Origin of the sequence: Piscinibacterium candidicorallinum, from assembly GCF_047549485.1 — a bacterium.
Taxonomy (GTDB): domain Bacteria; phylum Pseudomonadota; class Gammaproteobacteria; order Burkholderiales; family Burkholderiaceae_C; genus Piscinibacterium; species Piscinibacterium candidicorallinum.
The window spans coordinates 3,045,636-3,068,926 of the sequence record NZ_CP180191.1 but is presented as its reverse complement, the minus strand read 5'-3'; the positions used below and the strand labels follow the sequence as shown (position 1 = coordinate 3,068,926).

The window sequence follows — 23,291 nt, the reverse complement described above, 5'->3', positions numbered from 1 at the left end:
ACATGGGGTGCAGACCCGGAGACAAGACCATGACCCGCAGCGTCAAGACCTTCATTTCCATGCCCTGGCATGCGTTCGACGCGGCCAGCGGTGCCTACATGCTGCATCCGCGCGACCTGCATCTGCTCGATCCCTTCATCGGCGTGGATGCCTTCACCATGCCGCAGCCTTATTTTCCGCCGCATCCGCATGCCGGCATGAGTGCCGTGACCCTGATGTTCGACGACGCCGAGGGCGGCTTCATCAATCGTGATTCGCTGGGTGACAAGAGCGAGATCCGCCCCGGCGATCTGCACTGGACCCAGGCCGGCAGCGGCATGATGCATGAGGAGATCCCGGCCGAGCCGGGCCGCGCGGCGCGCGGGCTACAAGTGTTTGTCAACCTGGCCCGAGCGCACAAGCAGGCGCCGCCGGCAGCCTTCCACATCCGGCGCGAGGCCATGCCCGTGCTGCAGGCCGAGGGACTGCGCGGCACTGTCATGGCCGGTGAGCTTCCCTGGCAGGGCGTAGTGCTGCGCTCGCCAATCACACAGGACGCCCGCTGGCTCACACAGGGTGACATGATCGACCTGCGCATCGAGCCCAATGCGAGCGCCCAGTTTGATCTGCCTGCCGCCAAGAACGCGTTCTTCGTATTGATGCAGGGCGCCTTGGCCGTCGATGGCCAGACACTATCTGCGCCCGGCGCGCTGGTCTTCGAGCGCGACGGTGATTCGGTGATTCTCCAGGCCGGGACGCAAGGCGCGCGCGGCGTGCTCTTTGCCGGCCGGCCGATCGGCGAGCCGATCTTTCCCAAGGGCCCCTTCATGGGCAACTGCGCGGAGGATATTGCTGCCTACGCCACACGCTTTTACCGCGGCGACATGGGTTCGCTCGCCGCGTCGTTCTAGGGCCGTCAGGCCCGCCCGGAACCCGATCGATTGATCTCCATCCTTCCTACACCGTCTAACAAGGACCTTCTCATGAGCAAAGTCATCGTTGTCTATCACTCCGGCTACGGCCACACCAAGCACATGGCCGAGCGCGTGGCCAAGGGTGCAGGCGCTGAACTGATCGCCATCGACGCAGAGGGCAACCTGCCTGATGGCGCCTGGGACAAGCTCAATGCGGCCGACGCCATCATCATGGGCTCGCCGACCTACATGGGCACCGTGAGCTGGCAGTTCAAGAAGTTTGCGGATGCCTCCAGCAAGGTCTGGTTCGGCCAGGGCTGGAAGGACAAGATCGCCGCCGGCTTTACCAACAGCGCGAGCATGAACGGCGACAAGCTCTCGACGCTTCACTACATCTTCACGCTGGCCATGCAGCACAGCATGCTCTGGGTGGGCACCGGCCTGCTGCCGGCGAACCACTCCGGCGCCACCCGTGCCGACATCAACAACGTCGGCAGCTTTGCGGGCGCCATGGCGATCTCCCCGTCCGACAAGGGGGCCGACGCCATGAGCGAAGGCGACCTGATGACGGCCGAGCTCTTCGGAAAACGTGTAGCGGAGACTGCCGCACGCTGGAAGAAGGCCTGATCGACCCCTGAAGGGGCGCTAGTCGCCCCCGCACGCACAAAAGCCCGCGGCACCCTCGCGGGCTTTTGCTTTCCGGGCTTGCCGAGCGTGCCCAATCGGCCTAGTGTCAGCAGCATCGCACCCGCCGGAGCACTCACATGACCGCACCGTCCGCCGATTCCACCCAGCCCGCCGGATTGAACGAAGGCCCCGCGGAGCTTGAAGCGATCCTCGAAGCCGCGACTGTGCCGGTGAGCGACGAAGAGCTGGCGCGGCAGGCGCTCGCCGCACAACCCGAGGCGAGTGAGGGCAGCGCACGTACGGCCGATGCCGCCGAGCCGCTGACCAACGAAGTCGGCCGAGCCGTCTGGGCCATGGAACATGGTGTGCCCTCTGACGAAGCCGCTCGCCTGGCGGATCCGCTGAGAATTACGCCACCGGACTGGCTTGAGCCACCGACCGTCGTCGCCCCGGTGTTGCCGCCGGAGATCGCCATCCCTGAAGACGCACCGCCGATCAGCGAGGCCGAGCTCGAGGCCCAGGCGCTCGCCGCGCCACCCGAACCGGAGCAGGCCGCTACCCAGGCACCGGGTCTGGTGGACGAAGTGGGTCAGGCGCTATGGGGCATCGAGCACGGCGTGGTGCCCCCGGAGGTCATGCCCCCGCCGACGGCTGCGCAATTGCTGCTTAATGAGGCGGCTGCCGAAGCAAGCGAATCCGGGCGCGACAAGCCCGAGGTCTAGACGCGCTTCGATTCAGACGCGACCGTCCGCAGGCGCATCCACCAGCGGCGTCAGATCCGGCTTCAGGCCCACACGCTCGTCGAACACAAAGCAGGCGCCGTTCCAGTGCGTGCCGCCGGTCTTCTCGAAGTAGTTGAGAATGCCGCCTTCGAGCTGCGCCACGTGCGCAAAGCCCTGGCGCTGCATCCAGGGCATGAACTTCTCGCAGCGTACGCCGCCGGTGCAGAAGCCCACCACGGTCTTGTCGGCCCAGTCCTCGCGATGGTCGAGCACCGCTTCGGGCAGCTCGGTGAACTTGCGGATGTGCGGGTTCACAGCGCCGGCAAAGGTACCGATGGCTACCTCTTCCTCGTTGCGCGTATCGAGCAGCACCAGTTCGCGCCCGGCGTCATCGTGGCCTTGCTCGATCCAGCGCGCCAGCACTTCGGGCGCGACGGACGGAGCCACGTCCTGCGCGGGGTTGATCGTGGGGTCGAAGGTGATGATCTCGCGCTCGACGCGCACCTTCAGGCGCCGGAACGGCACATGCTCGGACCAGCTCTCTTTCACGGCGAGTGCGGCGCAGCCGGGCAGGGCGCGCACCTCGGCCAGCAGCGCGCGCAGAGGCGTGTCCGCGCCTGCCAGAAACAGATTGATGCCCTCGGGGGCGACAAGAATCGTTCCCAGCAGGTCGCGAGCCACTGCGGAATCTCGCAGCTCCTGCGCCACAGCTGCTGGCTGATCGATGCGCGTGAAGTGGTAGGCGGCAATGTTCAGGATGGATGCCATGGCCAAATTGTAGGAGTTCACTTTCGCACCGATGGCGCATGCGGGGCTGCGCTGCTACGGTTGCTGCCGTGAACGAGCCTGTGCCCACCGCTGCGCTTCAGCCCGCACCCGCCACGGGCATTGCCGCCGCATCGACCCTGCCGCGCATCGCCGGCCGGCTGCCGCTGTTCGAAGTTCTCATGAGTACGGGCTTGCGCCTGCGCTACCGCCTGAATGACACGCAGACCGCGCGCACCTGGCTGGCGCTGATGACGCAGATGCGGCCCGAGTGGCTTGTACGCGGTGATCTGAATCACCGCCATGGCTTTGCGCACACGGCGCAGATCCTCGACGCCCTGGCCCGCTTGCAGCGAGCGGCGCGGCAACTGGGTCTGACGCTGGAGCCCGTGGATGCCAGCGGCTGGCAGGCTACCCTGAACCGCTTGCACCTGAACTTTCCGGAGTTCTTTCGGCAACGCTATGTGCGCGAGCTGTATGACACGGCGCACGAGATGAATCTGGCCATCCACTGGCTGGAGTACGAGCTGGGCAATGTGTACGGCGGGCGGCGGCAGCATCTGTTCAACCTCGACTTCAACCACATCCCGGAGGTGTACCGGTTGATGGGGCAGATTCCTGCCGAAGAGATGCATCGCTTCTCGCCGGAACTGCGCTTTGGCAACCTGCACCTGCACTATGTGTATGTGGGCCGGCACTTTCTGGAGATGTTCGATGCGCAGGACTATCTGTGCCCGGCACATCACTTCAAGGCCCAGCACGAGTTCAACGCCACCTGCGGCCTTGTGTTCTCGGAGCCCGAGGACTGGCCGGCGCGCGACGCCGCCATGCGCCGGTTCCACGCCCGGCGAGGGGGCTGGCGATTTTTCGGCTACGAATACGACGACCCGCGCCTGGCGCGGGGCTTCTTCAAGCTGGGCGAGCTGGAGGACGTGGCTGAATATGCTGAACCGAGCCGGCGCGAAGCGCTGCGTTCTGCGCTGTCCGAGGCCCATGTGTTGAGCTGGACCCTGGTCTGAGCGAGCGCTGGCGCGGCTCTCGCGACGGCGCGGTCCAAGCTGCTAAGGTTTCGCTCCAACCCGCGCCGTAGCAGTCATGTCCCAGCCCAGCTTCGTCCACCTCCGCGTCCATACCGAGTTTTCGATCACCGACGGGCTGACCCGCATCGACGAGTTGGTCAAGGCCGCCAAGGCGGATGGCATGGGCGCCGTGGCGGTAACGGACGCTGGCAACCTCTTTGGTCTCGTCAAGTTCTACAAGGCGGCCCGCGGCAAGGGCGTCAAGCCGGTTGTGGGTGTAGACGTCGCGATCACCAACCCCAAGGACCGCGACGCAGCGCACCGCGTGCTGCTGCTCGCTCGGGACCGGGTGGGCTACCTGCAACTTTGCGAACTGCTGACGCGCGCCTTCCTGACCAACCAGTACCGTGGCCGGCCCGAAATGCAGGCCGATTGGCTGACGGCGGAGTCGGCCTCCGGCTTGATCGCCTTGTCCGGCGGAGCACAGAGCGAACTGGCGCGGGTGCTGCAGGCCCAGGGCGACGCAGCAGCGGTGGCTCGGGCCTGGTCAGCGCGTTTTCCCGGCCGCTACTTCATCGAATTGCAGCGTGACGGTACCGCGGCGTGCGAGCACTACACCCAGGCGGCTGCGCAACTGGCCGCACAGCTCGGCCTGCCAGTGGTGGCCACGCACCCCGTGGAGTTCATTGCACCTGCAGACTTCCGGGCGCACGAAGCGCGTGTGTGCATTGCCGAAGGGGAGATCCTCGGTAACCCGCGGCGCGTGAAGCGATTCACGGAGCACCAATATTTCAAGAGCCAGGCGGAGATGGCGCAGCTCTTTGCCGACATGCCGCAGGCTGTGGCCAACAGCGTGGCCATTGCGCAGGCCTGCAACCTCGCGCTGGAGCTTGGCAAGCCCAAGCTGCCGCTTTTTCCCACGCCGGACGGCATGACCCTGGATGACTACCTCGTCCACCTCAGCAAAGAGGGTTTGGAAAAGCGCCTGATCCAGCGCTATCCGGACGCCGCTCAGCGTGAGTCCAAACGGCCAGATTACGAGGCGCGCCTGAAGATCGAGTGCGACACCATCATCAAGATGGGTTTCCCGGGCTACTTCCTGATCGTTCAGGACTTCATCAACTGGGGCAAGGAGAACGGCGTGCCCGTGGGGCCGGGGCGCGGTTCGGGCGCAGGGTCGCTCGTGGCCTATGCGCTTGGCATCACGGACCTCGATCCGCTGCCCTATGACCTGCTGTTCGAGCGCTTCCTGAATCCGGAGCGGGTGTCGATGCCCGACTTCGACATCGACTTCTGCCAGGACAACCGCGACCGTGTGATCGACTACGTCAAGCGCCGCTACGGTAGCGAGAGCGTCAGCCAGATCGCCACCTTCGGCACCCTGGGCGCCAAGGCCGTGATCCGCGACGTGGGCCGCGTGCTTGACCTGCCCTACAAGTACTGCGACGGCCTGTCCAAGCTCATCCCGCACCAGCCTACCGACCCCTGGGACCTGAAGCGTGCGCTCGAGGAAGAGCCCACCTTCAAGGAGCGCGTGGAGAACGAGGAAGAGGCGCGCGAGATCATCGAACTCGCCAAGCCACTGGAAGGCGTGACGCGCAGTGTGGGCATGCATGCCGGCGGCGTGCTGATTGCCCCGGGCAAGCTCACCGACTTCTGCCCCCTGTACTGCGCCGAAGGCAGCGAGGACAGCGCGGTCAGTCAGTTTGACAAGGATGATGTCGAGGCCGTGGGTCTGGTGAAGTTCGACTTCCTCGGTCTGCGCAACCTCACGATTCTTGAACTTGCAGTGCAGTACGTGCGGCAGATGAACGCCGATCGACGCGAGTTCACGCTGGATGACCTCGCCGCCTTTGACGACAAGGCCACCTACAAGCTCTTTGCCGACGGCAACACCACTGCGGTGTTCCAGATGGAAAGCCGCTCGGCGCGCGATCTCTGCAAGAAGCTCAAGCCCACGGTGTTCGAGGACATCGTCGCGCTCAACGCCCTGAACCGCCCCGGTCCGCTGGGCTCGGGCATGGTGGATGACTTCATCGCCCGCAAGAAGGAGCAGACCCAGACCGGCCGCGGCAAGATGGAGTGGTACTTCCACGAGAAGCTCGAGCCGGTGCTCAAGAGCACCTACGGCGTGATCGTCTACCAGGAGCAGGTGATGCTGGTGGCCCAGGTGCTTGCCGGCTACACCCTGGGCGGTGCCGACCTGCTGCGTCGCGCCATGGGCAAGAAGAAGAAGGAGGAGATGGACAAGCAGCGGGAGATCTTCGTCACTGGCGCCACCGAGCGCGGTGTGAAGCCCGAGCTGGCCACTGAGCTTTTCAACCTGATGGAGAAGTTTGCGGACTACGGCTTCAACAAGTCGCACTCCGCAGCCTACGCCGTGATCGGCTACCAGACCGCCTGGCTCAAGTGCCACTACCCGGCCGAGTTCATGGCGGCCACCATGAGCGCCGACATGGACGCCACCGACAAGGTGATGATCTTCCATGCTGACACCCTCGCGCAGAAGGTGACGGTGCTCGGCCCGGACATCAACCTGTCGCAGTACCGCTTTGTGCCGGTGCCGGACGAGCACCATGCCAAGGGCAAGCCCACGCGCACCATCCGCTACGGACTGGGCGCGGTCAAGGGCACCGGGCAGAGCGCCATCGAAGCGATCGTGGCCGAGCGTGATGCCCACGGCCCGTTCAAGGACTTGTTCGACTTCTGCCGCCGCATCGACAAGAAGGTGGTTAACCGCCGTGCGATCGAGGCGTTGATCAAGGCGGGCGCCTTCGATGCCTTGAACAACCACCGTGCGCAGTTGCTGGCCTCACTGGAAGCTGCGCTCACGGCCGCTGAGGCGGCCGCGGCCAGCGCCTCACAGACGAGCCTCTTTGGCGACGTGGTCGAGGCCGCACAGGAGATCAGCCTGGCCGATGTACCGCGCTTCGACGACCGAGCGCAGCTGGCCGAGGAAAAGACCGCGCTGGGCTTCTATTTCTCGGGCCACCTGTTCAACGCCTACAAGGGCGAGGTGCGCAAGCTGGTGCCCAAAAAGCTCGAGGATGTGGAGCCCGCGCGCGAGCCTCAGTGGCTGGCTGGAATTGCGAGTGCCGTGCGCACCCAGATCGGCAAGCGCGGCAAGATGGCTTTTGTCACCCTGGACGATGGCACCGCGACGCTGGAGGTCATGGTCTATGGCGAGCTGTTTGCCGAGCGCAGCAAGCTGCTGGCGGTGGATGAGCTTGTCGTCATCCAGGGCAAGGTGAGCGAAGACAGCTATTCGGGCGGCGTGCGCATCATCGCCAACGAGGTCTATTCACTCGATGAGCTGCGCGCCGCACGGGCCAGCGGCATCGTGATCCGCGGCATTCAGGCCGGCGTGCCCATGGCGCAGCTCAAGCGTGCCATCGAACCCTTCCGCAGCCCTGCAGGCTGCCCGGTGCGCCTGGACGTGCGCGCGGCCAGCGGCCTGTGCGAGATGCGCCTGCCGGATGAGTGGAAGCTCAAGCCGGACGCGGCGCTGGTGGCGGCCGCCAAGAGTCTGGGCCTGGTGCTGGACGTCGAGTACGGCTGAGCAGCCTGCTCTTCCGGTCGCCAAGTCAGCCGCAGCGAAACAGCAGCCCGTCCTGCCCAGGAGAGGGGGACCTGTGCAGGACGAGACCGCTGAACCGCCGCGGTCTGTTTCACGGTCAGCAGCTGGTCGTCACCCCATTGACCGAGCGGGTGCAGGAGCTGGTGGTGCCGTTTGTGGCCGTGGCCGTCGCCGTTGCGTTGCCCGAGGTCGTGGCGCTGGTGAACACGCCATTGGGTCCGCTGTAGCTTGACGCAGACGCGTAGGACGAGGAACTCGAGGACGAACTGCTGGCGCTGCCGGAGCTGCTGGATGAACCGAAGGAGAAGGGCTGAATCGAGCTCGCCGACACGACGATCACCGAGCTCCAGTCGATCACCAGCTGCTTGATGGCAGCCGGGTTGATCGTGAAGCTCGACAGGCTGCCGCGCTGCGGCGTGGTGGTCGTGGTTTGTGCCTGCACTGCGCCGATGCTGCCCAGAGTCAGACCGAGGGCGAAGATGACGAGGGGTGTGCGCTTGAAGTGCATGGGATGTCCTTCCATTCGAGCTGAGGTTGTGACCGGTCTCTGACGTCCGGTTGCGGATGACCCGCTGCGTGTAAAACGTTTACACGTCGACAAGACTAAGGTGTCAAACTTTTGCACGTCAAGACGTGCAAAACTTTCACACAAATTCGATGCGCACCGATGTGCCTGTGAGCGCGCGGCGCGTGACGTTGACGATCAAGCATCGTTTGCTCTGAATAGAAAGCTCGCGCTCCATGGCCCGTCAGCGCCCCGCCGCTTCATCCGCTCCATCGTCCGCCATGGCGGATCCGCCAAGCCCTGAGGTGGCCGACGCGCACGTTGCGCAGGCCCATCTCAAGGCCATGTCCGAGGTCCTGGCGCCCTTGGTCCGCATGATGATTGCCCGCGGCGTCCAGTACGGACCGCTGGCATCAATGCTCAAGGCGCTGTATGTGGATCAGGCCGTGACGCACTTCGGGATCGCGGGCGAGGCGCCCAACGACAGCCGGGTGAGCGTATTGACGGGCGTGCATCGCGCCGAGGTGAAGCGCCTGCGGGCGCTGCCCCATGGCACCGAAGACGCACCTGCGCCGCCGAGCATCTGGTCGCGCGTGATGGAGGTCTGGAGCAGCGGCCACCCCTATACCGACGCCCAAGGCGTGCCTCGACCCTTGCCACGCCTCGCAAGTGGCAGCAGCGAGGCGAGCTTCGAGAGCCTTGTGCGGTCCATCCGGCGTGATGTGCGTCCGCGTACCGTGCTCGACGAGATGCTGCGCGTGGGCGCGGTCACGCTCGATGAGCGCGACAAGGTGCATCTGCACAGCCGCACAGCAGGCCTTCACCGGCCGGCGGCGGATCAGGCGTGGATGTTGAGCCTGCACCTGGCCCATCACGCAGAAGCGTTCACGCGCCGCGTGCTGGATGCCGACGAGCACTTCGCGCGCGTGGTGTACGACAGCGACCTCACTGCAGAGGATGTCGGCGAGCTGCGTGCTCGTGTTCGGGCGCGCATTGACGAGGTGCTCAACACCTTCAATGCCGAGATCACTGCTCGCCGCCAGGACAATCTGAAGCACCGGCCTGAGGGCGCGGTCTGGCATCTGAGCATGGGCGTGTTCGACTATGCCGAGCCCTCGGGCCCCAAGGCCTGGCTGGAAGCGCAGGCGGCGGCCGATCAGACCGGGTCTGCTCCGGAAGAAAGGTCCGAAAACAATTGAAAATTCATGACCACAAAGCGGCTTTCCGCTTGTTCATGGCGCTTCTTGAGAGCAACAGCTTTACAAGAATAGATGACCGGTTATGAATTATTTTCCTACGCAGCTGCAGTCTGACCCAGCAAGGTCAGCGTGTCCTGCATGACCTCGTCCACGCTGGGCCACAGCGCACCCGCCGAGCCACCGCGCCGAATCTTTGCCGCGCCGCCCCAGACGCCCCATTGTTCCGGCTTGGTCGGGCCGAGCACGGACAGCGTAGGCCGCGCCAGCGCCGCGGCAATGTGACCCGGCCCAGTGTCGTTGGACACCACCAGTGCCGCCCGCTCCAGCAGGCCGTTGTAGGCGCCCATGCCGGCCTTGAGGATCTGCGTGGCCGCGCTGTACTCCTCGCGCGCCACGGTGTCTTCGCCAGGGCCCGGCACGATGATCAGCTGCATGCCCTGCGCGGCGCACCAGGCCGCCAGTTCGCGGGTGTAGTCCGCAAAGGCCGGCCAGCGCTTGTCCAGCTTCTCGAAGGTGCCGCCGGCAAAGGGGCAGATCAGCACATAGGGTTGCGTGATGCCCGCGGCTGCGAGCAGGGCCGCGGCTTCGTCCCGATGCCGCTGCGCCAGCTTGAATGCAATCTCTCCGGGCGGCGGGGCCTTGCGGGTGCACAGGGCCTGTGTGAGTTCGTAGTAGCTCACCAGGGCGTGGCCGCCGTGCACAATCGGCAGGGTGCGCTTGAGCAGGAAGCTGCGCGCTTCGGTGGCGTAACCCAGGCCCTTCAAACCCGCGAGGCGGAACTCCATCGCGCTGGAAAAGCTGGTGGCAAGCGTGACTGCGTTGACCCGCGAATCGAATCCCGGGTCCAGCGCGCGGCACTCGGCCCGCAGGCGCCTGTACAGCGCCACCGTGTCGCCCAACTTGCCCGGCTTGGCATGCACCGGCCAACCGTAGCCCGCCAGTAGATCGCCCGCCCAGCGCTTGCCTACGAGGATCAGGTCGTAGCCCTCGTCTTCCAGTGCCGTGAGTGCTGGAAGACCCAACACCACATCGCCGATCCAGTTGCGAATGCGCACGATCAGAGGCCGCGGGGGCCGGCGGCTTCCTGCAGGAGCTTCGGTGGACAACATGGCTGGCGCTGCGCCTTGTGCGACGGTGAGAGCGATGCGCGCGACGAACAAATCCGTCGAGCGAAAACCGCGATTGTAAGATTTGCACTCCATTCTGCTTGCGGGCTCGCGCGGCGTCTTGCGCTGCGCAACACAGGAGCCGGCTCCGAAAGCGCAGCCCATGCCCATTCACGCCTTTCCCACCGACACGCCGCACTTCGTCGCCGTGCGCACAGACCGGATCGGCGATCTGCTGTGCACCCTGCCGGCGTTGAGCATGCTGCGCCAGAACTGGCCGCGCTGCCGCATCACCTTGGTGGTCCGTGCGCCGCTGGCACCGCTGGCGCAATTGGCGCAGCAGGTGGATGCCGTGATCGCCGGCGATGCGGCGGACTTCCGTGCACTCCAGGCGGACTGCGCGATCTTCTTCCATGCCGATGCGTCGCTGGCAAAAGCCGCCAAGGCCGCTGGCGTGCCTGTGCGCATCGGCACCTTCCGCGGGCTGGCTCGCTTCACCCTGCCCACTCACAACGTGCCGCGCGCCGCCAACCACACGCGCATGCACGAGATCGAGCAGACCATGCGCCTGCTCGAACCCCTGGGCATCACCTACCAGCAAGGCCCGTTCAACGCCGCCGACCTGTACAAGCTCAAGGTGGATGACCGCACCCAGGTGCTGCCCGCTTGGGTGGGCGACGCGCGCTTCAAGCTGCTGCTGCAACCGCTCACCGGCGGCAGCGCCCCGGCCTGGCCGCTGGACCGCTATCTCGATGTGGTCAAACAGCTGGACCCGGCACGCTTTCTGGTCATCGCCCACGGCTCGGCGGCCGAAGGCGAGCAGATCCGCGCCCAGTGTCCCGGTCTGCTGGCCCGGCCCAACGTGGTCGCTGAACTCGGCACGTTGTCGCTCGCGCAACTGGCCGCGGTCATCGATCTGGCCGATGGTGTGCTGGGCGCCAGCACCGGGCCGATCCATCTGGGCGCGGCGCTGGGTCGGCACACCCTGGCCCTGCACGGCCCTGGACGTGGGTTCTCGCCGGTGCGCTGGGGGCCGGTGGGCCGTCGGGCCGAGGTGCTGTGCATCGACCGACCCACCTGCGAAGACTGCCGCCGCACGCGGGACTGCCATTGCATCCGAGAGATCGGCAGCGATCAGGTGCTCAAGCGCGTGCAGGCCTGGGCGGAGCCGCGCACATGAGCTCAGCCAAGCAAAGCACCTATGGCCTGCTGCGCGCACGGCTCTGGCCGTTCGTGTCGCCGCACCGCGCCATGCTGCTGGCGATGGCCGCCTTCCTGAGCCTGGAGGCCGCCACGGGCGTGATGATGACCTACCTCATGCAGCCGATGATCGACCGCGGCTTCACCGAGCGCGACGCGAGCATCCTGTGGCTGGCGCCGGTGGTCTTCATCGGCATCATGCTGGCGCGCGGCGTGGCCATCTTCGGGTCCACCTACTTCGGTCAGCGCGTCTCCAACGACACCCTGTTCGGGCTGCGCTCGCACCTGTTCAACCGCCTGCTGCACCTGCCGGGCGAGTTCTATGAGCGCAATACCTCGGGCCAGATCCTGTCCCGCTTTCTGGTGGATGCGCAGAACGTGTCTGGCGGGGTGTCGGAGCTGTTCGCCATCGGCGTGCGCGACAGCCTCGCGGCCATCGGCCTGGCGGCCTATCTGCTGTATGTGGACTGGCAGCTCACCCTGCTGATCCTGGTGGTTGCGCCGGTGCTGGCGGCCGTGAACCGCTTCTTCGGCAAGCGCCTGCGTCGCTTGGGCGTGGACTATCAGGAAGCCACCGGCAAGCTGGCGCGCCGCATCCAAGAGGCCTTTGATGCGGAGCGCCTGATCAAGATCTACCGCGGCGAAGACCATGAGGCCCGCCGCTACGACACCGCACAGAACCGCATGCGCAGCCTGTCGGTACGCGTGGCGATTGCCCAGTCCTCCACGGTGCCCGTCAGCCAGACCGTGGCCAGCCTGGGTGTCGCGGCCATCATCGCGGCGGCCCTGTGGCGTGGCAGCCAGGGGGCCATGAGCGCAGGCGAGTTCGCCTCCTACTTCGCCAGCGTGCTGCTCTTGCTGCAGCCCCTGCGACGCCTGGCGCAGATGCCGGGCATCTCGCAGAAGATCGCAGCCGGTCTGGACGGACTGGCCGGTCTGCTGGACGCGCCGCTGGAACGCAAGGAAGGTCTGCTCTTGCCCGCACCAGTGCGTGGCGAGATCCGCTTCGCGCAGGTGGGTGTGCAGTACGAAGGCCGCGACAGCGCAGCGCTGCAGGGCCTGGACCTCACCCTGGCCTCGGGAAAGCACACAGCGATTGTCGGGCCCTCGGGCAGCGGCAAGTCCACGCTCATCAAGCTCATTGCCGGGCTGTTGCCGCCCACGAGCGGCCGCGTGCTGGTGGATGGCGTGGATGTGGCGCAGCTTGCGCCGGCTGCACTGCGCGAGCGCATCGCCTACGTGGGACAGGAACCCTTCCTCTTCGATGACTCCCTGCGCGAAAACGTCGAGTACGGCTCATGGGGCGCGAGCGAGGACAGGCTGCGCACGGCCGTGCAGGACGCCGCTCTGGCCGCCTGGCTCGACAGCCAGCCGCAGAGCTGGAACCTGATGGTGGGCGAACGCGGCGGGCAACTGTCCGGCGGGCAGCGCCAGCGCGTGGCGATTGCCCGCGCCTTCCTGAAGGATGCGCCCATACTGCTGCTGGACGAACCCACCTCCGCATTGGATGCGGAGTCCCAGGCGGCCGTGCAGCAGGCCCTGCTGCGCCTGACGCGCAATCGCACCACGCTCACCGTCACGCACCGCCTGGGTGCCGCGCGCGATGCCGACTGGATCGTGCTGATCGACGAAGGTCAGGTCGTGGAGCAGGGTACGCACGAAACCTTGATGGCGCAGAACGGTCGATATGCCGTCCTGGTGCGGACCCAGTCCGCGGAGCTGTGAGCGATGTCTGCTGATCGCCTGACCGATGCCACTCGCCGCCGAATGCTGCTGGCGGCCTGCGGCTTGGCTGCGTTGCCCTCGACTGCGGTGTGGGCACAAAGCCCGGCCGGCAAGTCGGTCAGCCGCGCCAAGCCCGGGCATGTAGCCGTTGAACTCATGGCAGAGGTCGCCAGCGTGCAGCCGGGTCGGCCGTTCTGGCTCGGCCTGTCCATGCTGCATGACGAGAAGTGGCACACGTATTGGAAGAACCCGGGCGATGCCGGTATCCCGCCCACCTTCGCTTGGACACTTCCGGCTGGTCTGCGCGTGGGCGAGATCGAGTGGCCGCACCCTTATCGCTACCCAGTGGGCCGGCTCGCGTCCTACGGCTACGAAGGCCTGCATCTGTTGCCGGTGCTCGCGTTTCCGGATCGCAGTCTCAAGCCGGGCACGGACCTGACCATCAAGTTGTCGGCCGACTGGCTGGTCTGCAAGGAGTCCTGTATTCCCGAGGCCGCCGAGCTCTCGATCAGCCTGCCAGTACGCAGTGAGGCGCCGGCCCCAGGGCCGGCAGCGGCTCGCTTTGCAGATGCCCGGTCGCGCCTGCCGCGACCGGTGGATGGTGCCAGCGGTGAAGCGCGCTTTGAGGTAGCAGGCCGTGGCATCGATGTCGTACTCAAGCTACCCCAGGCCCTGACCGGCGCGGGCGAACTTTTCTTTGACCGGGAAGACTTCATCGAGCCCGGCGTTACACCCCAGGTGTCGGCGCAAGCCGGCGGCGTGCGATGGCGCAGCCAGACCACGAGCAACGGCCGGCGTCTCGCGCCGCAGAGTTTGCGCGCCGTGTGGGTACCCGAACGGCCCCCGGCTGCAGGGCCGCGTGCCGTGCGGCTCGAGATCCGGCTGCTTGCCCAAAGCGGCTGAGGCGCTGCGTCGTCCGGCCGCATGAGGCCAGCGCGCGGATGCCGGACCGTCAATGCATACGCCGATCAGGGGCTTGCCTGCGGAAATCGCAGGGCTAAGATCGATTGCACATGTGGCCTTCCGGGTGGTTGTGCGGCACGCAGATGTCGGCGGCACCCGAAGCCCGCCACCGACCCGGAGGGGGCATGTCTGCGGAGCTGCAGGACGAACCCGGTGCACGGCTCGAATCCGAGCTGGTGCGGCTGCTGTACCGAGGTGCACCCCTCGGACAGGCGGCTGTCGTGCTTGCTGCGCTGCTCTTCGCGTGGCTGCTGCGCAATACCGTGCCGCTGGCGCTCATCGCAGCCTGGCTGGCCGCGGTCTTGATCAACACCGTATGGCGCGCGTGGCGCTTGCGGCAGTATCAGCAAACCCCCGAGCGTCTTGAATCTCCCGAGTGGCTTGCGCACTTGCGCATAGGCGTTCTGATCAACGCGCTGCTGTGGTGTCTGCTGGGCATTTCTGCGGTGATCTGGGCGGATCTCACCACCAAGCTGGCCGTCATGACCTTGCTGGTGGGCATGTCGGCGGGCGGGCTGGCCATGCTTGCGGCCGATGCGCGGATCTATCAGGTCTTCATGGTCGGCGTACTGGCACCGGTGCTGGTGGGCTTCATCGTGCTGGGCGGCGAGCTGGGCTGGAGTCTGACAGCGTTGACCGCATTCCTCGTGTTTGTCCTGCACCGATCCTGCACCTATGTGAACCGGGTGCTGGTGCAGTCGGTGCGGCTACGCCTGGAGCGGGAACAGGCCGCCGCCAATCAGGAGCGCCTCAACGCCCGCCTCGTTGCGCAGAACGAGGCGCTGCGTGAGGAGGCGGAACGCCACCGTCGTACTCAGAGCGCACTGTCCGAGGCGCGCAACGCCGCAGAAGAAGCCACACTGGCCAAGACTGCATTCCTCGCACAGATGAGCCATGAGGTTCGCACGCCGCTCAACGGCGTGATCGGCATGACGGGCCTGGTGCTTGCCGGCCCGCTGCGCGAGGATCAACGGCGACACCTCAGCATGGCCCAGCAGTCGGCAGAGAGCCTGCTCGCGATCCTGAACGATGTGCTTGATGTCACCAAGAGCGAGTCCGGCCGGATCGCGATCGAATCGGTGCCCGTGCGTCTGGACGAGATTGCCGAGCAGGTGTGTCAGGCGTTTCGTGCCGAGGCGGACCGCAAGAGTCTGAAGCTTGCAGGGCATTGGCCCGCCACGTTGCCTGCGGTCATGGCAGACCCCTTGCGCATGCGGCAGGTACTCATGAATCTCGTGGGCAACGCCATCAAGTTCACGAACAGCGGTTCGGTGGCGCTGGATCTGTCTCAGCAGGGCTTTGCGCAGGAGGCGGTTCGCGTGCGCTTCGAAGTCAAGGACACCGGGATCGGGATCTCCGCCGCAGCGTTGAACACCATCTTTCGGCCGTTCGAGCAGGTTGACCGCAGTGTGCGTCGGTCACAGGGTGGCGCGGGTCTCGGTCTGAGCATTTCCGAGCAACTGGTGCAGCGCATGGGCGGCGAGCTGGGCGTGCGCAGCGAACCCGGCGTGGGCAGCGAGTTCTTCTTCGAACTCAGCTTGCCCCTGGCCGAGCAGGACACCCTCACGGCGGGCGACATCGGCACGGCTGCGCCCGCCACCGAACTGAACGGCTACCGCGTACTGCTGGTGGAAGACAACGCGGTCAACCGCGCAGTGGCCGAGGGCGTGATTGCCCTGGCGGGTGGCGAGTGTCTGTCGGTGGTCAACGGGCTGCAGGCCGTGCGCGAAGTCGTGGAGCGCGGCACCGACCACTTCGATGCCGTACTGATGGACATCCACATGCCGAACATGGATGGCTTTGAGGCCACACGGGCGATCCGCCTCATCGAGGCGCGCGAGGCCGCTCGAAGTACCGCTCCTGCTGCTGCTGCTGCGGGGCGCCTGCCCATCATTGCGATGACGGCCGACGCCATGTACGGTGAGCGCGACAAGGCCCTGACGGCGGGCATGGACGAATATCTGACCAAGCCCTTCAAGCCCGAGGACTTGATCCGCCTGGTGCGCAAGGTGGCCGAGGCACGGCGCCCCTACACCGGGCGACTCGTCGAGGCGATGCCCGCGACGCACTGAGCGGCGCCGCGGGCCTGGGGTGCATCAGTACTTGACGCTGCAGCCGTAGGGCTGGTTGGTGGCGTTCGCCACGGCGCGGCCCGCAGCGACGTCCGTCAGCGCGGCGCGAACGAAGTTGTTCGCAGTCTTGGCGTCCTCAGGGCGGGCGTTGCGCTTGTCGTCGATGGCGCCGTCATAGACCACGGTGCCTTGGGCGTTGATGACGAACATGTGCGGGGTGGTCTTGGCGCCATAGGCCTGGCCGACCTTGCCGTCCGGATCCAGCAAATAGGCCGTGGGCTGGCTCTTCTGCTCGCCCAGCCACTTGCCCAGATCGGCGGCGCTCATGAAGTCGCTGCTCTTCGGGTTGGTGGAATTGATGGCCAGCCACACGACGTCCTTGCCGGCGCTGCGCTGAAGGTCCTGCATGTTGCCGGAGACATAGTGCTTCACGATGAAGGGGCACTTGGGGTTGTTCCACTCCAGCACCACGGTCTTGCCCTTGAACTGGGCGAGGCTGATGTCCTTGCCATTCACGTCCTTGAGGGTGAAGGCAGGGGCCGCCTGGCCGGGGTCGACATTGGCCGAGGCAGTTGGGGCAAGCAGGCCAGCAGTGGCAGCTAGCAAGAGGGCAGAAATGATGCGCATGAGGAGAACTCCGTATGGGGTCAGCCGCGTGTAGCTCGCAGGGCACGAATCACGCTCGCGTGAAGCTGAATTACACCGAGCGAGGTTCCCCGGCGTCACAGCTGACCCCTCGGGGATAACACCTACAATCCCGCGGCTTTCTGGCGCCAGACCAGATTCATCCCGCACTCGAAGAAAGCGACCTTCGCGCATGAGCATCAAGAGCGACAAGTGGATCCGCCGCATGGCCGAACAGCACGGCATGATCGAACCCTTCGAGCCGGGGCAGGTGCGCCACGCGGCCGACGGGCACCGCATCGTCAGCTACGGCACGTCCAGCTATGGCTATGACATCCGCTGCGCGGACGAATTCAAGATCTTCACCAACATCAACAGCACCATCGTCGACCCCAAGAACTTCGACGAGAAGAGCTTCGTCGACTTCAAGGGCGATGTCTGCATCATCCCGCCCAACAGCTTTGCGCTGGCGCGCACGGTGGAGTACTTCCGCATCCCGCGCAGCGTACTGACCATCTGCCTGGGCAAGAGCACGTATGCGCGCTGCGGCATCATCGTCAACGTCACGCCCTTCGAGCCGGAATGGGAAGGCTATGTGACGCTCGAGTTCTCCAACACCACGCCGCTGCCCGCCAAGATCTATGCCGGAGAAGGCTGTGCACAGGTGTTGTTCTTTGAGAGCGACGAAGTCTGCGAAACGAGCTACAAGGATCGTGGCGGCAAGTACCAGGGTCAGCGCGGCGTGACACTGCCCAAGACCTGATGCGCCGCGAGGAGATGACCATGTTGTTTGCACGCACAGGCCGGCAGCTGCTGGTAATCGGTCTGATCGGCCTGGCAGGCGCCGCGTCGGCCCAGACCACCCCCAAACCTGACCCCACCCCGCCCGACCTGACCAAGACGCCGGCAGCACAAACTGCTGAGCCCGCGCGCAAGGGGCCGAATGTGCCCCCGCCTAATGTGAACCAGCTGCGTGGCAAGGACACGCCCGCCGCCGGCGGCGCGGTCACCCCTCCGGCGGAGCGGCCGCCCGTGGTGGCGCCGGTGCCGCCGCGCCCGCCGCGCAGCATGGAGGAAGCGCTGCAGCCCGATGTGGAGAAGCTGCCGGTCGATCCTGCCGAGCGTGCCAAGGTGAACGCACAGCGCGGTATCAACACGGGCAAGCCTGCCGCGCCGGGGCAGCCCGGCCGCGTGGTGGTGGAGGGTGATCGGACGGTCAACAACCCCACACAACAGATCGGCAACGTGCTCACCCGCCCGGACGGCACCGTGGTCACGGTGGAGAGCCTGCCTGGCGGCAAACGCAAGGAGTGCGTGCGTGACTGTGCCGGCCCGGCCTGCTGCGTGGTGATCGATCCGAACCCCAACCCGATGTTGCGCAGCCCGCTGCGTTGAGCCGAGTCGTGTTCCGGTATCTCGCCCTGGCTGCGCTGGCCTCGGTCGCGTCGGTCGGGCATGCGCAGTCTCAAGCGGCGACGGATGTGCGCAGTGAGGCCATCCGCGCAGCGGCTTCCCCACGAAGCCACCCGGATGCACCCGCGCCGGGCAGCGCAGAAGCCCAGTTGCTGGGCAACCTCAATCGGTTCATCGAGGGAAAGGGTGGCAATGAGCAACTGCGAGAGCGCGCACGCCAGCAGGCTGAACGCACCCGCAGCGCCCTGACTCTGCAGGAGGCCGCGCTGCGTGGCGACCAGCGCGCAAGCCAGCAGCTTGAGCGCGTGATCATCGAGGGCCAGGCCGAGCCGGGCGACAGCGTGCAGGCGCGAATCGCCCGCCGCATGCCGGCACCAAACATCAAGCAGGGCTATCGGCGCACCGAAGACCCCGTGACGGGCGAGGTGTGCGAAACCGTGGATCTCGGCCTGTGGTCGCCGTTTCCGCAGACCGTCTGCGGCGGCGGCAAGCAGGGCCCCGGTACGCCGCCGGGGTCGATCATCAACGAGTTGAACCGGAAGTAGGCCGCGCAGTGGGCGCCGGGCGCAGGATCAACCACAGCGCCGCGCCGATCAATGCGCCGCCAACCGCGTGCGCCCAGTTCAGGTGCTCGTCCAGAAACAGCACACCCCAGAGCACACCGAAGGGCGGGATCAGGAAGGTGACGGTGAGCGATTTCACCGGGCCGATGTCCTTGATCAGGCGGAAATAGAGCAGGTAGGCCAGGGCCGTGCACACCAGACCCAGCGCGACCAGTGCCAGCCAGACGGCGCCGGACTGCCCGCGCAAAGGCTCCAGCGGTGCCGTGAGCATGAGCACGGCAAACAACGGGGCGAGCAGCAGCGTCGCGCCGAATTGGCTACCCAGGGCCACCACCTTGCTGTCGATGCCCTGCGCCCAGCGCCGGGTGAGAAAGCCGGCCAGCCCGTAGCAGGCCGTGGCAAGCAGGCAGGCAGCAGCGGCCAGCAGCACCGCAGGCGTTGGCGCCACCGGCCCCGCGCCTGTCAGCACGGCCACCCCGAGCAGGCCCAGCACCACGCCGCCCAGCTTGGCCGCCGTGACGCGCTCGCCGAAGAAGGCCGCACCGATCAACACGCCCATCATCGGCGTGCAGGCGTTCAGAATGGCCGAGTAGCCCGCGGGCAGGGATTTGGCCGCGAACGTGTACATCGCGAAGGGGATGCCGGAGTTGATGGCGCCCAGCAGCAGCACGTGGCGGACATGGCCTTCAAAGCGCCAAGCCTGCCGCATGAGCGCCAGAATCACGATCAACCCGAGCGCCGCGATCAGCACGCGCAGGAAGGCCGTCGGCAGCGCACCCAGCACCGGGGCGACGATGCGCATGAACAGAAAGGCGGCGCCCCAGATGGCGGCAAGCAGCAGCAGGCGGGCCCAGTCAGACGATCGCACTATTCAGATCCAGCATTCATGCGGCTTTTCAGGCCAAACTGGCTCGAAAGCCGCATGGGACAAGCGGAAAGCACTTCGAGAGCGTCAAGCTGCAACTTTCTGCCACTCGCGCCCCAGCAGCAGCACCTTGCGCTCCAGCCCCCAGGCGTAGCCGCCGAGCACACCGCTTTCGCGGATTACGCGGTGGCAGGGGATCAGCACACTCACGGGGTTGTCGCCCACGGCATTGCCCACGGCGCGCGAGGCGCTCGGCCGGCCGATCAGATGGGCGATTGAGCCGTAGGTGGTGAGCGCGCCTTCCGCGATGGACAGCAGGGCCTGCCAGACCTGCACCTGGAAGTTGGTGCCGCGCACATGCACAGGCAGGCGCGCGTCACCCATCAGCGCTGGCGCCATGCGCTGCGCCATGGCGGCGTCATCGCGCTGCAGCAGGGCGGCTGGCCAGTCGCCAGCGAGGTGCTGCTCGAATGCCTCGGGATGCGCCGCCTCGCCGAACACCAGCCGGCAGATACCCTGGCCGGTCCAGGCGGCGGCGGTGGCGCCCAGCAGGGTCTGGAACACACCCCATTGGATCGTGAGTCCTTCGCCCAGGCGGCGGATCTGCGCCGGCGTCAGGCCGTCGAGCTTGACGAACAGATCCTGCAGGCGCGAGGGCGAGGACAGGCCACTGGCGTAGGTCGTGTCCAGCAGGGAGTTGCCACGCGCCAGCAACTGCCGGGCATGGTTGCGCGTAACCAGTTCGGTAAAGCGCTTTGGGCTGATGCCCACGGCTTCACTGAAGGTGCGCTGGAAGTGGCTCTCGGACAAACCGGCCTCGCGCGCCAGGGTGGCCAGATCCGGCTGCTCGTCGAAGTGCGCGGCGATGTAGCGGATCGCCCCGGCGATTTCGTCGTACGTGCGGTCGTCATGGGTGCGAGTCATGGAAGCAGCGTACCGGTGTGGCGTGGATGATGCATTCCGATTCTTGCTGTCACGCAAGCTGCATCGAACCGGTTCCTATAATTTGCCTACGCCGTGCGGCCGGGTTGTGGCGATGTGCAGATGAAGTGCATCCACCCCGCCGCTTTTTCTTTTGTGCTGTGCCCACCCGGGCAGGACGACCTCCATGCGCTTTCGCTTTCCGATCGTCATCATCGACGAAGACTTTCGCTCCGAGAACACCTCCGGCTCGGGCATCCGCGCCCTGGCCAAGGCCATCGAGGCAGAGGGCATGGAAGTCGCCGGTTTCACGAGTTACGGTGACCTGACCAGCTTCGCGCAGCAGCAGTCCCGCGCCAGCGCCTTCATCCTGTCGATCGACGATGAAGAGTTCACGCCCGGTCCCGAGCTGGACCCGGCCGTGCTGCACCTGCGCACCTTCATCAGCGAGATCCGCTTCAAGAACGCGGATATTCCGATCTACATCTACGGCGAGACGCGCACCAGCCGCCACATCCCCAACGATGTGCTGCGGGAGTTGCATGGCTTCATCCACATGAACGAGGACACCCCTGAGTTCGTGGCGCGCCACATCCTGCGCGAGGCCAAGAGCTATCTCGAAGGCATCCAGCCGCCCTTCTTCAAGGCCCTGCTGGACTATGCCGAGGACGGCTCCTACTCCTGGCACTGCCCCGGCCACTCCGGCGGCGTGGCGTTTCTCAAGAGCCCCATCGGCCAGATGTTCCACCAGTTCTTCGGTGAGAACATGCTCCGCGCCGACGTCTGCAATGCAGTCGAGGAACTCGGCCAGCTGCTGGACCACACCGGCCCTGTGGCGGCGAGTGAGCGCAATGCCGCGCGCATCTTCAATGCGGACCACTGCTACTTCGTGACCAACGGCACCAGCACCTCCAACAAGATGGTCTGGCACAGCACGGTGGCGCCGGGCGATGTGGTGCTGGTGGATCGCAACTGCCACAAGAGCATCCTGCACTCCATCATGATGACCGGCGCCGTGCCGGTCTTCCTCACGCCCACGCGCAACAGCCTGGGCATCATCGGCCCGATCCCTCAAAGCGAGTTCGAACCAGCCAACATCCAGAAGAAGATTGCCGAGCATCCGCTGCTCAAGGGCGTGGATGCCAAGACCATCAAGCCGCGCATCCTGACCATCACGCAGAGCACCTACGACGGCGTGCTCTACAACGTGGAGACCATCAAGGCCAAGCTCGAAGGCTATGTGGACACCCTGCACTTCGATGAGGCCTGGCTACCGCATGCCGCCTTCCATGACCTGTATGGCGTGATGCACGCCATCGGCAAGGACCGGCCGCGTCGCAAGAACGGTCTGATCTTCGCCACGCACTCCACGCACAAGCTGCTCGCCGGCATCTCGCAGGCCAGCCAGATCCTGGTGCAGGAGTCCGAGAACGACAAGCTCGACCGCCACGTCTTCAACGAGGCGTACCTGATGCACACCTCCACCAGCCCCCAGTACGCCATCATCGCCTCCTGCGACGTGGCTGCGGCCATGATGGAGCCGCCGGGCGGCACTGCGCTGGTGGAGGAATCCATCATGGAAAGCCTGGACTTCCGCCGCGCCATGCGCAAGGTGGACGAGGAGTACGGCCACGACTGGTGGTTCAAGGTCTGGGGCCCGGACGAGCTCGTCGAAGAGGGCATCGGCAACCGCGACGCGTGGATGCTGCGCCCCAACGAGGCCTGGCATGGCTTCGGCAACATGGCCGAAGGCTTCAACATGCTCGACCCGATCAAGGCCACCATCGTCACGCCGGGTCTGGATGTGAGCGGCAAGTTTGCCGATACCGGTATCCCCGCAGCCATCGTGACCAAGTTCCTCGCCGAGCACGGCGTGGTGGTGGAAAAGACTGGGCTGTACAGCTTTTTCATCATGTTCACCATCGGCATCACCAAGGGCCGCTGGAACACCCTGCTGACCGCGCTGCAGCAGTTCAAGGACGACTACGACAAGAACGCGCCCATGTGGCGCATCCTGCCCGAGTTCTGCGCGGCTCATCCGGCCTATGAGCGCATGGGCCTGCGTGACCTCTGCCAGAAGATCCACGAGGCCTACAAGGCCCACGACATCGGTCGCGTGACCACGGAGATGTATCTGTCGGACATCCAGCCCGCGATGAAGCCCAGCGACGCCTGGGCCTGCGTGGCGCACCGCGAGATCGAGCGTGTGGAGATCGACCAGCTTGAAGGCCGCATCACGTCGACCCTGCTTACACCCTATCCGCCGGGCATCCCACTGCTGATTCCGGGTGAGCGCTTCAACGCCACGATCGTGAAGTACCTCCAGTTTGCGCGCGAGTTCAATGCCAAGTTCCCTGGCTTTGATACCGATGTGCACGGCCTCGTGGAGGAGGAGCGTGACGGCAAGGTTCGCTACTACGTGGACTGCGTGAAGCGCTGAGCCCCCCGGGAAGGCGCGCGCGAATCGGGTCGGGCAGGGCGCGGTTGCGGAAACAAAACTTCACGCCGATTGGCCGCCCCGGCAACATTTTT

General features: G+C 65.8%; 20 protein-coding genes. 14 read left to right on the top strand and 6 right to left on the bottom strand.

Translation table 11 applies throughout. The annotated features are described in order from the left end of the window. Positions 1–29 precede the first annotated feature (29 nt). From ACMDW7_RS13895 to ACMDW7_RS13885, 3 genes are all read left to right on the top strand, one after another. A complete protein-coding gene (locus tag ACMDW7_RS13895) occupies positions 30–890 on the top strand; it encodes a pirin family protein (RefSeq protein ID WP_377303385.1) in 861 nt (286 codons plus the stop codon). A 72-nt stretch (positions 891–962) separates the two neighbouring features. Then, positions 963–1,520, top strand: coding sequence for a flavodoxin family protein (locus ACMDW7_RS13890; protein ID WP_377303387.1), 558 nt, complete (start codon positions 963–965; stop codon positions 1,518–1,520). Between the two features lie 137 nt (positions 1,521–1,657). Next, positions 1,658–2,242, top strand: coding sequence for a hypothetical protein (locus tag ACMDW7_RS13885; RefSeq protein ID WP_377303389.1), 585 nt, complete (start codon positions 1,658–1,660; stop codon positions 2,240–2,242). A 12-nt stretch (positions 2,243–2,254) separates the two neighbouring features. Here ACMDW7_RS13885 and ACMDW7_RS13880 read toward each other — a convergent pair whose 3' ends face one another. Beyond that, positions 2,255–3,010, bottom strand: a complete 756-nt coding sequence (locus tag ACMDW7_RS13880) for a rhodanese-like domain-containing protein (protein WP_377303391.1) — start codon at positions 3,008–3,010, stop codon at positions 2,255–2,257. A gap of 68 nt (positions 3,011–3,078) precedes the next feature. Between ACMDW7_RS13880 and ACMDW7_RS13875 the strand changes: the two genes are divergently transcribed. Beyond that, positions 3,079–4,026, top strand: a complete 948-nt coding sequence (locus tag ACMDW7_RS13875; RefSeq protein WP_377303393.1) for a hypothetical protein — start codon at positions 3,079–3,081, stop codon at positions 4,024–4,026. Between the two features lie 76 nt (positions 4,027–4,102). Beyond that, complete coding sequence (gene dnaE / locus ACMDW7_RS13870) at positions 4,103–7,585, top strand: DNA polymerase III subunit alpha (protein ID WP_377303395.1); 3,483 nt, start codon at positions 4,103–4,105, stop codon at positions 7,583–7,585. Between the two features lie 115 nt (positions 7,586–7,700). Here the strand turns inward: dnaE and ACMDW7_RS13865 are convergent, their stop codons facing one another. Continuing rightward, positions 7,701–8,111 (bottom strand): hypothetical protein, encoded by a 411-nt coding sequence (locus ACMDW7_RS13865; RefSeq protein ID WP_377303397.1) that lies wholly within the window; start codon positions 8,109–8,111, stop codon positions 7,701–7,703. A 278-nt stretch (positions 8,112–8,389) separates the two neighbouring features. Between ACMDW7_RS13865 and ACMDW7_RS13860 the strand changes: the two genes are divergently transcribed. Beyond that, positions 8,390–9,307, top strand: coding sequence for a DUF6502 family protein (locus ACMDW7_RS13860; protein ID WP_377303399.1), 918 nt, complete (start codon positions 8,390–8,392; stop codon positions 9,305–9,307). A 95-nt stretch (positions 9,308–9,402) separates the two neighbouring features. Here ACMDW7_RS13860 and ACMDW7_RS13855 read toward each other — a convergent pair whose 3' ends face one another. Beyond that, positions 9,403–10,362, bottom strand: coding sequence for a glycosyltransferase family 9 protein (locus ACMDW7_RS13855; protein ID WP_377303401.1), 960 nt, complete (start codon positions 10,360–10,362; stop codon positions 9,403–9,405). 214 nt (positions 10,363–10,576) lie between these two features. Between ACMDW7_RS13855 and ACMDW7_RS13850 the strand changes: the two genes are divergently transcribed. The 4 genes from ACMDW7_RS13850 to ACMDW7_RS13835 all read left to right on the top strand — a co-directional run bounded on the left by ACMDW7_RS13850 (position 10,577) and on the right by ACMDW7_RS13835 (position 16,373). After that, positions 10,577–11,593 (top strand): glycosyltransferase family 9 protein, encoded by a 1,017-nt coding sequence (locus ACMDW7_RS13850; RefSeq protein WP_377303403.1) that lies wholly within the window; start codon positions 10,577–10,579, stop codon positions 11,591–11,593. After that, positions 11,590–13,338, top strand: coding sequence for an ABC transporter ATP-binding protein (locus ACMDW7_RS13845; RefSeq protein WP_377303405.1), 1,749 nt, complete (start codon positions 11,590–11,592; stop codon positions 13,336–13,338). The genes ACMDW7_RS13850 and ACMDW7_RS13845 overlap by 4 nt, the downstream gene beginning before the upstream one ends. Positions 13,339–13,341: 3 nt before the next feature. Beyond that, a complete protein-coding gene (locus tag ACMDW7_RS13840) occupies positions 13,342–14,241 on the top strand; it encodes a protein-disulfide reductase DsbD domain-containing protein (protein WP_377303409.1) in 900 nt (299 codons plus the stop codon). Positions 14,242–14,426: 185 nt separating this feature from the next. Continuing rightward, complete coding sequence (locus ACMDW7_RS13835) at positions 14,427–16,373, top strand: ATP-binding protein (protein ID WP_377303411.1); 1,947 nt, start codon at positions 14,427–14,429, stop codon at positions 16,371–16,373. 24 nt (positions 16,374–16,397) lie between these two features. On the opposite strand, the gene ACMDW7_RS13830 is transcribed toward ACMDW7_RS13835, so the two are convergent. After that, positions 16,398–17,000: a thioredoxin family protein gene (locus ACMDW7_RS13830; RefSeq protein ID WP_377303413.1), complete on the bottom strand. Its 603-nt coding sequence runs from the start codon at positions 16,998–17,000 to the stop codon at positions 16,398–16,400. 190 nt (positions 17,001–17,190) lie between these two features. On the opposite strand from ACMDW7_RS13830, the gene dcd reads away from it, so the two are divergent. Genes dcd through ACMDW7_RS13815 form a run of 3 tightly spaced genes read left to right on the top strand, consistent with a single transcriptional unit; the run spans position 17,191 to position 18,955 of the window. Further along, on the top strand, positions 17,191–17,760 hold the full coding sequence (gene dcd, locus ACMDW7_RS13825) for a dCTP deaminase (protein ID WP_054124871.1): 570 nt from the start codon (positions 17,191–17,193) through the stop codon (positions 17,758–17,760). Positions 17,761–17,780: 20 nt separating this feature from the next. After that, positions 17,781–18,392 (top strand): hypothetical protein, encoded by a 612-nt coding sequence (locus tag ACMDW7_RS13820; protein ID WP_377303415.1) that lies wholly within the window; start codon positions 17,781–17,783, stop codon positions 18,390–18,392. Positions 18,393–18,400: 8 nt separating this feature from the next. Beyond that, entirely contained in the window at positions 18,401–18,955 is a 555-nt protein-coding gene (locus ACMDW7_RS13815) for a hypothetical protein (protein WP_377303417.1), read from the top strand. On the opposite strand, the gene ACMDW7_RS13810 is transcribed toward ACMDW7_RS13815, so the two are convergent. Both ACMDW7_RS13810 and ACMDW7_RS13805 read right to left on the bottom strand, forming a co-directional pair. After that, positions 18,933–19,841, bottom strand: a complete 909-nt coding sequence (locus ACMDW7_RS13810) for a DMT family transporter (protein ID WP_377303419.1) — start codon at positions 19,839–19,841, stop codon at positions 18,933–18,935. The genes ACMDW7_RS13815 and ACMDW7_RS13810 overlap by 23 nt on opposite strands. 84 nt (positions 19,842–19,925) lie before the next feature. Next, a complete protein-coding gene (locus ACMDW7_RS13805; RefSeq protein ID WP_377303421.1) occupies positions 19,926–20,762 on the bottom strand; it encodes a bifunctional transcriptional activator/DNA repair enzyme AdaA in 837 nt (278 codons plus the stop codon). Between the two features lie 184 nt (positions 20,763–20,946). Between ACMDW7_RS13805 and ACMDW7_RS13800 the strand changes: the two genes are divergently transcribed. Next, a complete protein-coding gene (locus ACMDW7_RS13800; RefSeq protein WP_377303423.1) occupies positions 20,947–23,199 on the top strand; it encodes an Orn/Lys/Arg decarboxylase N-terminal domain-containing protein in 2,253 nt (750 codons plus the stop codon). Positions 23,200–23,291 lie beyond the last annotated feature (92 nt).